Here is a 15,078-nt window from a genome sequence, read left to right as displayed (position 1 = left end):
TTAATCGCTACCTATTCCCAATTTAATCGCTACCTATTCCCAATTTAATCGCTACCTATTCCCAATTTAATCGCTACCTATTCCCAATTTAATCGCTACCTATTCCCAATTTAATCGCTACCTATTCCCAATTTAACGGCGTGACAGCGTTTTCTTAAAAAATAGAAAGATGTAGCTAAAGTGTGGATTGTACTGGAGTGAGGATAGAAGCAACAAATTGAGTTACGACAATGTATGTAAATATCTAGCTGAACAATATCCAGTCGCATTTGCCGATTGGTTACTTGCCATTGAATCTCAGGAGGTTGAGGTACTCAAAACCGATGGCGCAGGTGGCGGAGCAAGTTGCTAGAATTCCTAATAGACAGCAGCGACAAAATATTTCTGGCTGTACAGAAATTCTGGCGGGGTTGCGGTTTGAGAAAGATTTAATTCGTCGGTTTTTGCGGGAGGATATGATGCGTGGATCTGTAATTTACCAAGATATTCTGCAACAAGGGATATTTAGCTTGATTAGGCGTTTGATTGAGCGGCGACTGGGTAAGGTTGAGCCAGCACTGCTCGAAGGGGTTCGAGAGTTATCTCCTGAGCAGCTAGAGGCGTTAGGAGTAGCGCTATTAGATTTTTCGGCAACTACTGATTTAGCAGCTTGGTTGGATCAGCAGCAGCCACGAGCAGGAGAGGTGAATCTGATTATCCGTCAACTTAAGCGGCGGTTGGGTGAGGTTGAGCCAGTATTGATTGAGCGGGTTAGGAGATTACCCATTGTACAGTTGGAAGCGTTGGCAGAAGCGTTATTAGATTTTGCGGACATGGCAGATTTAGTGGGTTGGTTGGAGCAGGTGCAGTAAGATTACATAAGTGATAACTTGGACTTTGGACAAAAAGGTAGACAGGATTAGTCAATTAAATGACTCGTGGGAAACAACTAACCGTTCTCAATGACTTTAACAAAGCCATGTCGCACCCCATAGATTAATCGAGTCACCGCCTCCTCATGATCTGAGGTAAAGGCATTATCCATCGGTGTGATCAGAAATTCATACCAGTCAGAGTGACTGATTTGACCCTTTTTCATACTTTGAGCAAAGAGTTGACTAAAGTCAAAGGAGTTACTGATTTTTCTCTGGTGAGCTTTTTTGGTCAGCATCTTATGTCTCTGTGTGTTTAATAGAGATTGGGGTAGACGATAACTAGATTGTAGTCAAGATTGAGGGGAAGTTTCTTGAAAACTTCGTAAAGAAATGTTGGTCAGTATTAAAGTTGACGGTTGAGATGGAGAACAGATAACAGTTAGGATTTGAAGCTTGTTTACATTCAAAGTAAAACGTCAAGACAGGGATTATTTGGTATATTCTGTTACCGTTTTTCAAAATCAGGCGGTTGGGGGGTAAAGGTATAAATCAGATTAGCCACTGATGTGCGAACCTTTCCCCCTTGAACACAGGGGGCAAGAAACTCGGTATCCTGAAGTTGGGTTTCTTGGGCGGCTATTTCGTTAAGCAGGTTATCAATGTCTGCCATGATCAAGGATTTGTTGATATGCCTCAATCATAGTCTGCGCGATCGCATCCCAACTATAATATGTTAGTGCATAGTCTCTAGCATTGACCCCACGCCGCTTTTGTTCCCCAGCATCCCTTAGCGCTTCCCGTAACGTTTGAGTCAACGACGCCACATCACACCCACAAACCCATCCCGCCTCCGCCCCCTTCACCTCTGGGCAAATATGCACCTGATCTGAAATTACCACAGGAGTTCCCGCCACCATCGCTTCGGCGACAGCAATACCAAAGTTTTCATAATAAGAGGGTAAAACAAATAAATCCGCCCCTTGTAGCAACGCCGCTTTTACTTCCCCCTCAACAAACCCTGTAATTGTCGTCTGAGACAATAGCGGCGACGCCTGAATCTGTCGTTGAATTTTACGTTCATACTCTGGATCTTGAGGATTAGCGCCCGCTAAGATAAACTGAAATGCTAATCCTTCAGCCAAAAGCGTTTCTAAAGCAGGAATCAGTAAATCCAATCCCTTCTTTGGATCAATTCGAGACATAAATAATAGGATGGGTGATTGGGTAGAAACGTTTCCTGGAACATCTGTAGGGGCGGGTAATGGGACGTTTGTTTCACCATTGATGATATCGTTTGTGGACAACCCGCCCTGACGTAGAGACGCGCCATGGCGCGTCTCTACATCCTCCGGAGGCGTAACCCCCAAAGGAATCACAATATCTGGCGCATTCGTACCAAACCGTTGAGAAATCTTTGCCTCTTGTTCACTGGTAAAATGAATCCCCGCCGCCCCAGCTAAATTAGCGCCTTCCCACAATCCCACATAAACTTGTTTTAAGCGTCGCTTCTTCTGTAAATCCGCCGGATCAAGCGTACCCAATGGACGCAAAAGATACAGTAAATTCCGTTTTCGGGCGACTGTTGCCGCCGCCGTACTCACAGGCGAAAACAGGGCATGAATATGCGCCAGATCAAACTCCCCTGCATGTTGCCACAACCAGCTTAATAATAAGAGAGAAAACTTATAACGACGGAACGGAGAACACCGGAAATATCTTACCTGATAACCCTCTTGGAAAACAGGTTTATCCAAAGGAACATCCAGTGGCGGTTGACCAAAATCCCCATTACTATCAGTCGTCAATATCGTAACATCTACTCCCTGATTCGCTAGCGCCTTAGAAAGTCCCAGTACCATTTGACTCGGACCCCCATAAACCAGCGAAATAGAAGGAACAATTTGTAAAATTCGCATTTTTGTCATTCGTCATTTGTCATTTGTCATTTGTCATTTGTCATTTGTCATTTGTCATTTGTCATTTGTCATTTGTCATTTGTCATTTGTCATTTGTCATTTGTTATACTCGCAAAGCGATAAGAAAGCTACATCATATCATCGCCAATTATTTCCCAACCCTATAAAAATCAAGTCCCAATCCTATAATCCCCTCTGCGTCCCTCTGCGTAAACCTCTGCGCCCCTCTGCGTTTAAAAAATATAATTCCGATACCCCGTCTCATCACTCAATAAGTCTCCGATAAAACTCCAACAACTGCCGCGCCAAAGCCTTATTCGTATACTGCCTCATCGCTCGTTCATACCCCAACTCAGCCAAATGCTTCGCCAACTCCGGCTGTTCCATCAGCGATACCAACTTATCCCGTAACGCTTCTACATTCCCCTCCGGAAACACCAAACCTGCATCCCCAATCACATTTGGAATTTCTCCGGAATCCGACCCAATCACAGGCACCTTTGATGCCATCGCCTCAATTAAAACATGACCAAACTGTTCCTTCCATCCCGCCGCCGTTAGAGTTTTAAACTTATACGTCGTCTCAGAGGGCAAAACTAAAACAGTCATCAAATTAATATAATTTGGCACTTCGTCATGAGGCACACTCTCCACCCAAATCATCCGGTCTTTAATTCCCCATTCCACCGCCTTTTCCATTAACACAGTTTGCAGAGAACCCCGTCCTAGCAGTAACCATTTCCAGGGATGTTCCTTGATCCCCGCCAATGCTTCCCCTAGAGTTAATAACCCTTTTTCCTCAACAAACCGCCCCACAAATCCGACGACAAATTCATCCTCTTGAAGTCCTAACTTGCTTTGTAACGCGGCTTGAGATTGTGGACGAAATCGGCTTTCATCCACACCCAATTGAGGCATAACAGTATAAGCCCCGTGATAACCATGCTGCTGGAGTACCTCCACCGCATCCTGATTTCCTGCAACCAGTCCGTGAGTATTCTGAAGATTATAGTCGTGCAATATCGATAAAGGAAATTTAACTTGGTAGGGTAAATTCCACCAAGTAAAGAATACATTTTTTGCCTTTAGCCCTAAAACTTGATTCAAGGCAATGAATTGGGCATATCCTAATGCCTTTGCGCCTTGTTCAACTTGAATGATATGGGGTCTAAATTTACGTAATAAGGAAAGGATATCTGTGCCAAATGTAAGTAATCCTTGGTTGTTTTGGCTAAAGTTAGAGACAGGAACAACTCGAAATGAACCCTCTTGACGCGGTTGAGTTTCAATAATTTTATTTTGTACGCCCCCTGGACGCCAGCGACGGGGTACGACTACGGTGACTTCAATGTCAGGTTCTAATTTAGCGAGTTCCCGTAGCTTTTCGCAGTTAAGATCAACAATATAGGTATGACTGGCAACTAGAATTTTCATGCTTTTTGTCATTCGTCATTTGTCATTCGTCATTTGTCATTCGTTATTCGGTATTCATGTTTAGACAATAGGAAAAAGGCAAGAGAGAATGGATATAATCAACCCTCAACCATCAACTTTTTCATCCAACTGGGTATAAACTTGTCCCTGATCCCAACTGGACTTGATTTGAGTTTTCAGGGCGTCTATAAACCCGATAGTGTAGAAACCTCCACGAGTAACAATTTTGATTGGAGAACCACTCTTGTTACAGGGGGGATTTCCGAGAACGTGACAATCAAAAAGTTTGGCGAATAAGCGCACCTGCTGACTGGGGGTGAGGTTTTTCAGCGCCATCAGGAAATGATTGTGGTAAAACGTGACTTGGTATTTTAGCGATCGCGTACTAATATCATGACAACCGCCCGTCTCTTCGCCTAAATGCACCAAATAGGCATCGGGATCATACCAAATCTGATACCCCGTTTGCCGTAATCGCAGACAAAAATCCGACTCTTCCCGTACCGCACTCCCGCGAAATCGTTCGTCAAACCATATCCCATGCTTGGTAAAAATCTCCCGGCGGTAGGACATATTACAACCTCTAGCGGAAATCACCCACTGCGGTTTAATCGTATGCACTAAGTCAATGTGATACCAGGCAATTCCGGGGTCCATCGCTTGAGGAGGTAAATCCTCGATTTCATAGTCTCCTTGATGTTTTTTCTTAGAATCGGCTAACTTCATTCGGTCAAACACTCGCCCCGCAACCGCCCCAACCTCCTGACGTTCATAGTTCCGGGCGTGGGCGTTTAAGTACCCATCAGGCATTTTCACATCATCATCGATAAACACAATAATTTCGCCCGTCGCCCGTCGCACGGCATAATTTCGCGCCCCAGGTAGACTCGCCCAGTTCACCCGAAACCATTTAATTTTCTGGTCATTCGCCAGTTGTTGTAAATAGGCTTCGATTTCAGGTTTGTGGTTTTGAGTTTGATCCACAACTACAATTTCAACAGCGGGATAGTCTTGCTTGAGTACATCTTCTAAGGTATCTCGCAAGGGTTCCTCGCGTTCATAAGTGGGAATAATGACTGAAATTAACGGCTCATTCACGGCTATTTTTTGAAAGGGTAATTGTTGATTGTTGATTGTTCATTGGTAATCCTCTTCCCCTGCTCCCCCAGCTTCCCCTGCTCCCCCAGCTTCCCCTCATACACTAAGAGACTGCTGGGGTAGCAATGCGTGGTTTAGATACCTTTTTTTTACCGTTCTTTTGTACATCCGATTCATCCTGTTGTTGGATAAGTTTCTGTTTTCGCAGTTCCTGTCGGTCTATCTTGGGTAAGGCTAGGATGACCCCAGCAAAAAACCAATAGTAGACAGCTACGGGGTCTGTATCCAAAGGATACCAATAGGTGTTATAACTGATAATCAAAACAAAGACCCAATAACTAGAGCCAAAACTGCGTAAATTTTTGTCACGAACCGATTGTTTAGCTTGAAATGTAGTAAATGTCAAGTGCGTCACAAACGCCAAAAACGCTAGGGTGCCGATGTTACCGATTTCAAAGATAAGTTTGGGATAATAGGTTTCAACCAGTGAAACATCCCCAAAGGTACGAGTAGAATTTGTAGCTCGTCCTAAACCATTACCGAGCCATCCCTCAGTGTTATAAGTCGCCCATTCAAATTGCTCTTGAATAAATGCTTGCGGTGGTGAAGCCTCGGCACGCCCCTTAAAACTGTCAATCCGTTCCTGAACCAGTTCTGGGTTTGTGGCTAATCCAATCCCCAGAATCACGGCGAGTCCCACGCCAATTGGAATAAACCGCTTTAAATTCGCGATTTGACCTGTCAGGATCAACAAAAGTATCGTAATAGCCGGAACCAAAGCTAGGGCAATTCGCTGACCGCAAATGACCGCATTGACAAAAACCAGTGCCATTCCCACCAAACCTCCAATTCGCCACAAGAAAGACGAATCGCTAAAGGCGGCGGCGAATGTCAACGCACTATTGCCTATCAAGAACCAACCCCAGTGCCAAGGAGACACAAAGGTTCCTGGCAAGCGAATCATATTCTGTGATGGACTGTACAGTAAAGCCCCACCAATATAACAGCGAGCCTCTAAGCTGGCTTTAAATAACTCAACCCCTGAGAGATGATCCGTACCAGCACACCTGCCGCTCTTAAGCATCATGTACTGCCACAGCCCTAGGAGGCAGCAAGTAATTGCCAAACCTAGATGTAATCGGCTACAAAATAGCAACTCCTTTTTACTTTTGAGCAAATGTTGAGCGCAAAAAATCAAGGGAACATATCCCAGGAAAATTTTCAAGCCCAAAACTCCCTGAAGAAAGGGTTGTCCTGACTCCTTGCCTGTCAACTGCAAACCGTTGACAAAGAATAATGTCAACAGAGATAACACCAAGCAAATACTCAGTGTTGGCATGATGCTTTGGGGAACAAAGAAGGGTTTCTTTTCGCGTCGGCACTGTTGGTATAAGCCAATGAGGGCAGGAATATATAATCCATCTTTGGCTAATTGGAGTAGAGCGCTACCTCCAAGCATATACACAACAGTGCCGCTAAAGGGCATGTAAATGAGAAATAGCCACAGTGCCTTGCGGGGATATTTATAGGACAGGGCAAAACAAGGTATGATAGCTCCGGCGATCACACCCATCTTGGGTTCAGCAACCACACTCGCGATCGCGCCTAGGAATATCCCCGGCAATAGCGTCATGAACAGCCATTGAATCAGTTCTTGGCGCTGCTTTTGTGCTTTACGCTTTTGGGCTAACTGCTCCTTCAAACTCAGGAGAGGGGCTTCAGACTGCTTTGACTGCTTTTTCCCTTTTTTTGAGGTTTTCGATTTTTTTGATTTTGATTTCGATTTCGATTTAACCATGGCAAAGCTGTCACGTTGCCCATTCCTTTCGATTGTGGCACATCCACAAGCGAGGGTGTAGGGAAGCAATGTAGAGACGTAGCATGCTACGTCTGGAAGCTAGGGGAGTTCTCATATCCTTTCTCATTGCCTTTGAGCCTCCTGCCTTTGAACTTAAATGGAATGGTACTGACTGGTATGTTGGTGGGCAGTGCCCACCCTACGGTATCTCAATGGTTTCGGCGATGCCAAAAGGCTTATTTCAGTGCCATTCAACTTAAATGTTTTTCCACAACAGAAACCAGTTTGGCTGTCCAGTGCGTTACCATTTGCGCTTCAATGGCTTCTACCATCACCCGAATGACGGGTTCGGTTCCTGATGCTCGGACTAAAACTCGCCCTTGATCTGCCATTACGGTTTGAGCTTGGGAAATGGCATCCATCAGGGGTTGACAGTCTTGCCAATGTAAACGGCGATCGCGGTTTTCGACGCGCACATTTTGCAGGAGTTGGGGATAAGTCTGAAAGCTTTGATCCACCAATGTTTTTAAGGAAACCCCCGACTGCCGTACTAATGAGGCTAAATGCAAAGCCGTTAACATACCATCACCCGTCAAGCCGTAATGGTAGCAAAGAATATGTCCCGACTGTTCACCACCCAGCATGGCACCGGTGCGATCCATTGCCGCCTGAACATATTGATCACCCACAGCCGTTCGTACCAGTTTACCGCCACTGGCTTTCCATGCTCGTTCAAAGCCCAGATTTGCCATAACTGTGGCAACAATTAAATCATCCGGGAGTTGATTCCTTTGTTGTAACGTTTGTCCCCAGAAATAGAGAATGTAATCGCCATCAACAACTCGACCTTCACTATCAACTGCCATCACTCGATCCGCGTCACCATCAAAGGCAAACCCCATATCAGCCGACTGTTCTCGTACCGTCTTCTGGAGACAGGCTAAATGAGTCGAGCCACAATTTACATTAATGCGATCGCCATCAGGTTGATTATGCAAACAGATAACTGTTGCGCCCAACTCGGAAAAGACTTGTTCTGCTAACCTTGCCGACGCCCCCCACGCCAAATCCAGGACAATTTTCATCCCCTGTAAATGGGTTCCAGATTGCAGGGGACGCCGTAATGATTCCAGATAACGTCCCACTAATTCGGGTCGGTGATAATGCTGACCCGGGGTATGAGCAATCACAGCCGTATCCACTATGCCTCGGATACCTGCCTCAATCTGCTGCTGCAATTCCCCTGGCAGTTTTGTCCCTTGGGCGCTAAAAAATTTAATCCCATTGTCTTCTGGGGGATTATGACTGGCAGAAATCATTACCCCTCCTACGGCTTCTGAGAAACGGGTTAGATAGGCAACTCCAGGGGTGGGACATAAGCCTAAATTCCACACCTCTAATCCAGCTAAGTTTAAACCTTTACTCAACGCCGATGCCAACATATCGCTGGAGTTGCGCGAATCCTGTCCCACAATCACCGGACCCAATGCAGAGGCTTGAGAATGTAAGACTTGACCTGCCCAAAACCCAATTTGTCGGGTTAATTCGGCGGTGAGCAGCTCACCCACTCGTCCCCGAATCCCATCAGTACCAAATAAGGGAGTCTTGGGCAGAGTTAGGGGTAAATCCGTGAGCATCCCATGAGTTGAAGATTTGTGTAGATGTCTGGGGGTAAACCGATGGATGTCCTGACGGCGGACAGGAGATGTAACCATAACTTGAATTTCCTCACACAACACAATACTGTGGAGGATAACACTTTCTTCTCGGGTTGTTATCAGTCATTCGTCATTCGTCATTCGTCATTTGTTAGGGAACAGGGAACAGGGCACAGGGAATACAACATTGTTTAGACGGGGCGGGTTAGTGACATCAGGGCGAAATATAACGATATGATCAATTTAATCTCCCCCCTGCCTATTGAGATTTCATCAACGGCTTACCAAAGGCGGGATGGTCGTAAGCTGTCCAGGTTTGATTGTGAGAGTTGGTGATGATGGTTTGAGTGGGAGCTTGGAAGAAAGGACTCGACTTCCTAAAATCCACTGCCATTTTTGACTGGTCAATCCCTTGGTTAAGGGTTTGCTGGAACTCTTGAATGGATTGGGACGTTGTAAATCCCCACTTTTCCCGAACACCATCTTCTAGCTTATTGAGCAATGTGATAATATTTTGCTGAGTAATCGTTGCATCGTTAAACGGGACAATGCCTAAGTAAGCAATAATCAATAATTCAGAATTACTGGCACTAAAGGTCAAAGAGGTTTTCCGCACACCAACATTCACGTTGGGTGCTGTATTGAGAACGGGAAAAATCTGCGCTAGTTGATGATAAACACGGACTAAGGCTAAATTCGCGGCTATATCTAAAGGAGCATCAATCAGAATCGTGACCGTGGGTAGGGTTTCGTTAAAAAACTTGTGGGATATTTCTTCCGTTGAAAGGTTAACCACCCGGCTGTGATCGCCCTCTGGACTCAAATCGACCCACTCGCAGACAATCCCTTGGGTTTTGAGACCCACACGAGACACGCCATGCAATTTTGCTCCCGTGAGCGTTGCCCCGGTTAAATCGGCTCCAATCCAATCGGCATGAATTAATCGCGCTTGGGTCAAATCCGCATAAACTAAACTGGTATTAAGCAAATTGGCATGAGTCAAATCTGCCCCGGTTAAATTTGCACCACTTAATTTCGCCTCACTCAGATTTGCCCAACTGAGATTCGCACCACTCAAATCAGTCCAGCGCAAGTTCGCACCACTGAGATCCGCACCGGCTAAATTGGCGCAACTGAGATTGGCTTGCTTGAATTCAGCGTGACGAAAATTGCTATTACTCAGATCACTACGGCTCAAATCGGCGGCGTTTAAATTGGCACCTTCTAGATTTGCCCCGGTGACAAACGCCCCACGTAGGTTGGCTTCGCTCAGATTAGCCCGTTGCAGTTTGGTGTCTCTGAGGGCGGCTTCTCGCAGATCCGCCCCACTGAGGTTGGCTTCTGTCAGGGTGGCGCCACTTAACTTGGCACGAATTAGTTCCGCCCGAATCATCGCCGCCTGCGTCAGTTGCGCTCCCCCCAAGTCGGCTCGAATCAAATTGGCAACGTTGAGATTGGCTTTGGTTAAGTTGGCTTTGGTAAGATTTGCACCACTGAGTCTGGCTACATTCAGTCGCGCCCGACTTAAATTAGTTCCAATTAAATAAGCACCACTGAGGTTGGCTACACTTAAGTTGGCTTCACTTAAATCGGCACCACTGAGATTAATCCCACTCAGATTGGCTTCGGCAAGGTTTGCACCGGAAAAGTTTTTCACGCCAGCCGCATATTTTTTGAGAATTGCCGTCACATTCATTAATGCTATCCCTTAATTGAACTGCCAGAGGATACGTTTTCACCGAAAGCGCTACCCATTGGTGTTGTTATCGGATCAAGTTTCCCAGTAGAGTGTCAAGGTAGAGTTGAGTGGGATAAATTAAAGTCATTCTCCCTTATGGTGCTTATCCTCTCCCACTGGTCAAGGGTAGCGCTACAGTCAAACGATGATAGTTGGGAAGGGTGCGAAGACTCTCCCACTCCAGCTTTGCCTAAAAAAAACTGAATTTGAGATGATTTGATTAGCTTAGCGTGGATGGCATGGGATTATGAAGATTGGAATTGTTGGACTTGGACTGATTGGGGGTTCTCTGGGACTAGATTTGAGAAATGATGGTCATTCTGTCTTGGGAGTGTCTCGCCAAGACTATACCTGCAACAGAGCCATTGAACTCGGTGTCGTGGATGACGCGAGTGTCAAAATGAACCTTTTGGCAGCGTCTGATATTATTTTTATTTGTACGCCAATTTCCGCGATCGCGCCAACGCTTCAGGCGTTAATTCCCCATCTATCCCCTGAAACCATCATCACGGATGTGGGTTCAGTGAAAACGGCGGTGCTGGAAGCGGTAACCCCCCTGTGGCATAATTTTGTCGGTGGACATCCGATGGCGGGTCGAGAATCGAATGGGATTGAGGCGGCGGTATCGGGGTTATTTACGGATTGTCCTTATGTGTTGACACCTCTGGATACGACGCCAACCGCCGCTGTAAAACAGGTGGAGCATTTGGTGCGATCGCTCACCAATCGGGTTTATTTCTGTAGCCCTCAGGATCATGATCGCGCCGTGGCTTGGATTTCTCACCTGCCAGTTATGGTGAGTGCTAGTTTAATTAATGCCTGTATCGATGAAACTGATCCGATTGTTTTAGAGTTAGTGCAGCAATTAGCCAGTTCCGGGTTTCGGGATACCAGTCGGGTGGGTGGCGGAAATCCGGAGTTAGGGGTGATGATGGCACGTTATAATCGGGACTTTTTATTGCGATCGCTCTTATCTTATCGTCACCGTCTCGATGAATTGATTGAACGGGTTGAGCAAAGCGACTGGCAAGGCTTAGAACAGCAACTCCAAGACACTCAAGCCGCGCGATCGCAATTTTTCTCACCCTCTGTTGATCACCGGTAAGACATTTCTACCAATTCAGGGCGATCAGGATAACTGTTGTTACCCCCCATAATCATCTTATGTCTTACAGCGACTTTACTTTAACTAAAGCCAAACAAGAGTTCGGCTTAACTACGTTAGAAAAACGTGATATTTTCGCCGATAGTCCTGAATTAGCCACCAGTACATTACTGGCAGAAATTCTCAACTATAACCTACCGATTGCATTAGCTAGTAATAGTGAAAAAGCTCGTTCAGAACTCATTATAGCACCCATATTAGTTGATTTACGCCGACAATTAAATGAGCAAATAAATTTATTCTCTGGAGTCGATTTTACTGTAGATAAAGACAAAGGATTAAATGGAGTCTGTGATTTTATTATCACTAAATCACCAGAAATACTGATAGTAACAGCACCCGTCATTACCATTATAGAAGCCAAAAAAGAGAATATTAATGCTGGATTAGGTCAGTGTGCGGCGGCAATGGTTGCGTCCCAAATTTTCAATCAGCGATCGGCAACTGAAATTAAAACAATTTACGGTGCGGTGACGACGGGTAGTATTTGGCAATTTCTCAAATTAGACGGGCAAACCTTGTCCATTGATTTAAGCGAATATTATCTCAAAGATGTAGATAAAATTCTTGGTATTTTAGCGAGTGGCATTTCTCATCAAAATGAAGTATAAGTAAGGTTTGCGGCACAAAACTGGAATCCTTAGATCAAGGAACTTCAAGAAACCCCTTTTTGAGGAGGCGATTGAAATCGCTGCTACACAAACAAAGTCCGCCTGCGCGGACTAGATTATAAAGGGGGTGGCTAACCCGGATTTGATATCAGACCCCATTTATATAGGGCTTGCTGAATTAATCGGGAAGCTATACTATGCAAGGGTTTAAAGCCATTTTTTAACCCAACAAGTGCAAGGTTTTTAAACCATTACGCTCTTGCATCCTTGAATTTTCACCTCCGCGAGCGCAGAATCTTCCCCCAACCGGGGGTTGAAACTGTTCCCTGTTCCCTGTTCCCTGTTCCCTGTTCCCTCCCCTCACCACAAAATTTATTCAGCAGACCCTATATAACTTTGCCATGCCTGCCAGAAAAAGTAAGTGGCTAAGATAGCCAGTAATGTATTAAATGCAAAACCAACCACCTGCTCCGGTAATTTGGGCAAAAAACGGGTACTAATTTGGGCTCCCAATAAACCTCCTGTACCAAGCAGTAATCCCTCAATCCATAACACATTCCCCTGTACAGCATGACTGACACAAGCCGAAATTGCGGTAATCACAATCACGCCTAAACTGGTCTGAATTGCTGTTTTAATACTCTGTCCCAAGAGTAAAATTTGCAAGGGAACCAGAATCACACCTCCACCCACACCAAATACACCAGCGAGTAAGCCTGCGCTACTTCCTGTGCCAATTCTGGCTAATGCTGCTTTGCTTTTGGAGTGGGGAGTTTGTCGTTGATTTTCCGTTTCTGAAGCGTTTTGCTTTTCTCGTTCTTTCAAACGTTTGCGGAGTCGCACTAAGTAAATATTAATTAGGAGTAATAGTCCAAATGCCGCCTTTAACCAGTACTCGGCAAATAATTCGGTTAAATAAGCGCCAATCGGCGCTGTTATTATCGCCGGAAAGCCAATGGCAATGATGCGTTTAAAATTTATGTTACCCAGCCGCCAATTCTGCACCGTACCCGAAATCGCTGTAATCACGATTGACAGGGTGCTTGTGGCAACGGCTTGTTGATAGTCATATCCTAAGGTTACCAATAAAGGTACAAGAACTGTACCGCCACCGATTCCCAAAAAGCCGGCTAGGATTCCGGCAAATAAGCCAGCAGATGCGAAAATTAATAACTGGGTCGGTGTCATTGGTTATTGGTCATTAGTCATTCGTCATTAGTCATTCGTCCTATGTTGGTTTAGAAGGGCGGGTTTAGTCAAGTTATCGGATATCAACCGAAGGTTATCAGTAAAACCCGCCCCTACAGGTTTAACCGCTAACTACTTTGTTCGGGAATGGTGATATCTAACGATGTGACATTGTTAGACAGACTGGTTAAGGGAGGCTGAATCGCGTTGGTATTACCAACAACTAACGTAACCAGTTGATTAGGTTGGAGATACTTTTGCGCCACCCGTTGCACATCTTCAATTGTCGTCTCTTTCACCTTCTGCTGATAGCGGAAGAGAAAATCTTCGGGATACCCATAATATTCATACCGCATCAGCCGTGATAAGGTTTGGCTGGGATCTTGGAAATTAAAGACAAATGAGTTCAGGACTTGGTCTTTAGCAGACGCCAGTTCTTCAGGAGTTACAGGGGTGGTGCGAATTTTCTCAATTTCTGAGCGAATCGCTTGAATAAAAGATACCGTTGCTTCAGAACGAGTTTGTCCGCCTGCAACAAACATGCCAGGATAGTCGTGGCGAGGACTCCAGAAGCCATAGACGGAATAGGCTAAACCTTGGCGCGATCGCACTTCATTAAATAACCGTCCACCAAACCCATTCAGGATTTGATTCATCACATCCAACGCCGGATAATCAGGGTTATCAAATTCTCCGCCAATATGTCCCAGGTACACATAACTTTGGGTGAGTTGAGCCTGATTCACGACAAATAAACCGTCTGCCTTTGCCTGAGACGCAGAGGGTACAGTTATCTCTGGGGGAGGTGATGAGAGGTTCCAGGTACCAAACTTCTCCTGAATCCGCGATCGCATCTTGTCTGAATCAAAATCCCCCACGATACCCAAAATCATCCGTTCGGGATGGAAATAGGTCTGATAAAATTCCACCATATCGTCACGGGAGATATTGGCTAGGGTCTCATATTCAATAGTGCGGGCATAAGGACTCTGCTCACCATAAATCAGTTTAGTAAATTCGCGACTGGCAATATCTTTAGGATCATCATTGCGACGGGCAATTTGTCCCGCTTGTTGCTTTTTCGCCAACTCCAGCTTATCTTCAGCAAAGGCAGGCTTTTGAATCACCTCAGCAAATAAGTCAAACACCATATCCACATCTTCGCTGAGGGCATTGAAACTGGCGCTACCACTTGACGTGCTAATCCCTGTTTCCACAGACGCCGCCCGTTGTTCGAGTAACTGATTCAGTTCATCCGGCGAATGTTCTGTTGTCCCGCCTGTGCGGAGGACTTCTCCAGTAATATTGGCTAAACCAACCTGATCAGGGGGTTCAAGGCGATCGCCTGTATGAATCATCGCTGTTCCACTCACCAAGGGCAATTCGTGGTCTTCCATTAAATAGATAACGATGCCATTATCAAGTTGATAGCGAGTATACTCCGGAATTTTAATCTCTGACAGAGGGGGAAAGGTTAACTCGGTATAGTGTTTTGCCGTAGCCGCCACAGCAGGCGTGCGCGATACGACAACCAATAGCATTGTGGCAACCAGTAGTCCACACCAGCGCCAGACTTTTCGACCGAATCTGTTCAATGTACGATTGCTCATTAGTAAGT

General features: G+C 45.5%; 15 protein-coding genes. 5 read left to right on the top strand and 10 right to left on the bottom strand.

Features of this window, described 5'->3' with window-relative positions:
• Window positions 1–217 precede the first annotated feature (217 nt).
• Both RIG27_RS16375 and RIG27_RS16370 read left to right on the top strand, forming a co-directional pair.
• Window positions 218–352, top strand: coding sequence for a hypothetical protein (locus RIG27_RS16375; RefSeq protein WP_446346842.1), 135 nt, complete (start codon window positions 218–220; stop codon window positions 350–352).
• Window positions 324–851 carry a DUF4351 domain-containing protein gene (locus tag RIG27_RS16370; RefSeq protein WP_446346840.1) on the top strand — a complete coding sequence of 176 codons (528 nt, stop codon included), beginning with the start codon at window positions 324–326 and terminating at the stop codon, window positions 849–851. Before RIG27_RS16375 ends, RIG27_RS16370 begins: the two co-directional genes overlap by 29 nt.
• A 77-nt stretch (window positions 852–928) precedes the next feature.
• Here RIG27_RS16370 and RIG27_RS16365 read toward each other — a convergent pair whose 3' ends face one another.
• The 3 genes from RIG27_RS16365 to hpsP form a co-directional block, all read right to left on the bottom strand.
• A complete protein-coding gene (locus tag RIG27_RS16365) occupies window positions 929–1,150 on the bottom strand; it encodes a hypothetical protein (protein ID WP_446344092.1) in 222 nt (73 codons plus the stop codon).
• A gap of 209 nt (window positions 1,151–1,359) precedes the next feature.
• Window positions 1,360–1,524 (bottom strand): hypothetical protein, encoded by a 165-nt coding sequence (locus tag RIG27_RS16360; RefSeq protein WP_446344098.1) that lies wholly within the window; start codon window positions 1,522–1,524, stop codon window positions 1,360–1,362.
• Window positions 1,511–2,770 (bottom strand): hormogonium polysaccharide biosynthesis glycosyltransferase HpsP, encoded by a 1,260-nt coding sequence (gene hpsP, locus RIG27_RS16355; protein WP_446346846.1) that lies wholly within the window; start codon window positions 2,768–2,770, stop codon window positions 1,511–1,513. The genes RIG27_RS16360 and hpsP overlap by 14 nt, the downstream gene beginning before the upstream one ends.
• A 2-nt stretch (window positions 2,771–2,772) precedes the next feature.
• Between hpsP and RIG27_RS16350 the strand changes: the two genes are divergently transcribed.
• Window positions 2,773–2,937, top strand: coding sequence for a hypothetical protein (locus RIG27_RS16350; protein WP_446346838.1), 165 nt, complete (start codon window positions 2,773–2,775; stop codon window positions 2,935–2,937).
• Window positions 2,938–3,034: 97 nt separating this feature from the next.
• On the opposite strand, the gene hpsO is transcribed toward RIG27_RS16350, so the two are convergent.
• The 5 genes from hpsO to RIG27_RS16325 form a co-directional block, all read right to left on the bottom strand.
• A complete protein-coding gene (gene hpsO, locus RIG27_RS16345) occupies window positions 3,035–4,204 on the bottom strand; it encodes a hormogonium polysaccharide biosynthesis glycosyltransferase HpsO (RefSeq protein WP_446346844.1) in 1,170 nt (389 codons plus the stop codon).
• A 105-nt stretch (window positions 4,205–4,309) separates the two neighbouring features.
• The gene (gene hpsN / locus RIG27_RS16340; RefSeq protein ID WP_446346836.1) at window positions 4,310–5,302 is read right to left on the bottom strand and encodes a hormogonium polysaccharide biosynthesis glycosyltransferase HpsN; all 993 of its coding nucleotides are present in this window, start codon (window positions 5,300–5,302) and stop codon (window positions 4,310–4,312) included.
• 103 nt (window positions 5,303–5,405) lie between these two features.
• Window positions 5,406–7,100 (bottom strand): hormogonium polysaccharide biosynthesis protein HpsL, encoded by a 1,695-nt coding sequence (gene hpsL / locus RIG27_RS16335; RefSeq protein WP_446346834.1) that lies wholly within the window; start codon window positions 7,098–7,100, stop codon window positions 5,406–5,408.
• Window positions 7,101–7,351: 251 nt separating this feature from the next.
• Window positions 7,352–8,815, bottom strand: coding sequence for a phosphoglucosamine mutase (glmM, locus tag RIG27_RS16330; RefSeq protein ID WP_446346832.1), 1,464 nt, complete (start codon window positions 8,813–8,815; stop codon window positions 7,352–7,354).
• Window positions 8,816–9,017: 202 nt separating this feature from the next.
• Window positions 9,018–10,454 carry a pentapeptide repeat-containing protein gene (locus RIG27_RS16325; RefSeq protein WP_446346830.1) on the bottom strand — a complete coding sequence of 479 codons (1,437 nt, stop codon included), beginning with the start codon at window positions 10,452–10,454 and terminating at the stop codon, window positions 9,018–9,020.
• A gap of 289 nt (window positions 10,455–10,743) precedes the next feature.
• On the opposite strand from RIG27_RS16325, the gene RIG27_RS16320 reads away from it, so the two are divergent.
• The gene (locus tag RIG27_RS16320) at window positions 10,744–11,601 is read left to right on the top strand and encodes a prephenate/arogenate dehydrogenase (protein ID WP_446346828.1); all 858 of its coding nucleotides are present in this window, start codon (window positions 10,744–10,746) and stop codon (window positions 11,599–11,601) included.
• A 59-nt stretch (window positions 11,602–11,660) separates the two neighbouring features.
• Window positions 11,661–12,272 carry a hypothetical protein gene (locus RIG27_RS16315; RefSeq protein ID WP_446346826.1) on the top strand — a complete coding sequence of 204 codons (612 nt, stop codon included), beginning with the start codon at window positions 11,661–11,663 and terminating at the stop codon, window positions 12,270–12,272.
• 372 nt (window positions 12,273–12,644) lie between these two features.
• On the opposite strand, the gene RIG27_RS16310 is transcribed toward RIG27_RS16315, so the two are convergent.
• Window positions 12,645–13,460 (bottom strand): sulfite exporter TauE/SafE family protein, encoded by an 816-nt coding sequence (locus RIG27_RS16310; protein ID WP_446346824.1) that lies wholly within the window; start codon window positions 13,458–13,460, stop codon window positions 12,645–12,647.
• 128 nt (window positions 13,461–13,588) lie between these two features.
• Entirely contained in the window at window positions 13,589–15,070 is a 1,482-nt protein-coding gene (locus tag RIG27_RS16305) for a M16 family metallopeptidase (protein ID WP_446346822.1), read from the bottom strand.
• Between the last annotated feature and the right edge of the window lie 8 nt (window positions 15,071–15,078).

Source organism: Coleofasciculus sp. F4-SAH-05, from assembly GCF_040222985.1.
GTDB lineage: Bacteria > Cyanobacteriota > Cyanobacteriia > Cyanobacteriales > Coleofasciculaceae > Coleofasciculus > Coleofasciculus chthonoplastes.
Note: the sequence above shows the minus strand (reverse complement) of the source record. Positions and strands in the feature narration are given on the sequence as shown.